The organism is Kosakonia sp. H7A (assembly GCF_003028445.1).
GTDB lineage: Bacteria > Pseudomonadota > Gammaproteobacteria > Enterobacterales > Enterobacteriaceae > Kosakonia > Kosakonia radicincitans.
Map to the genome: position 1 here is coordinate 1 of NZ_PYTZ01000035.1, position 745 is coordinate 745.

The window sequence follows — 745 nt, forward strand, 5'->3', positions numbered from 1 at the left end:
GCGACTTCAAGGGCGCCACCCCGGCCCGCATGGACGACAAGGGCCCGGACGCGCGCCAACTGGTGGCGGGCAACATCAAGGTGAGCGAGGCCCTGCAGAAGGTCATCGTCAACACCGGCTACGCCGCCGAATTCGACGCCAAGTTCTAAGCACGCAAGAACACACACAAACAAAAAAGCCGCCCCAAGGGCGGCTTTTTTGTTTTTCCAACCCCCACAGGAGCCGAAGCCCTGCCTTCCGTTCCGTTGGAGCGAACCTGTCGGGCGTCCGGTGGGCAGGCCCTGCCGGGACCGTAGGCGACATGGATGTCGCCTACGAGCCTCCATGGATGGATTCACGGCGTGTCCCGAAAGGGCCCTGCCCCCGAAGGCCACGCGCGGCAACCGAGCAGCCGATCCACATCGCAAGCCGACCAAATCCATCAACACCCAAAAAAAGGAAAGGGCGACCAAAGGCCGCCCAATCCCATCAAACCATGCGAAGCGAGATCAAGGCGACGCGGCCTTCCCCTTGCCCTTGCCAGAAGCGCCCGCCTTCGATGGCGCCCCGAGATACTGCTCCAGCCAATCGTTGGTCTCGGCCATCATCTGCATGATCGACTCCCGCGCCCGGTATCGGTGCGCCTCGTTCGGCAGCATCACCAATCGCGCATTCCCGCCGAGGCCCTTCACCGCTGCGTACAGCCGCTCGCTCTGGATCGGGAAGGTGCCGCTGTTGTCGTCGTCCTGCCCGTGGATCAGCAGCA

General features: G+C 63.6%; 1 protein-coding gene. It reads right to left on the reverse strand.

Going from position 1 to position 745, the window contains the following annotated elements:
• Positions 1-488: 488 nt before the first annotated feature.
• On the reverse strand, positions 489-745 hold a 257-nt coding region (locus CWM66_RS27945; protein WP_146159952.1), incomplete at its 5' end, for a S9 family peptidase.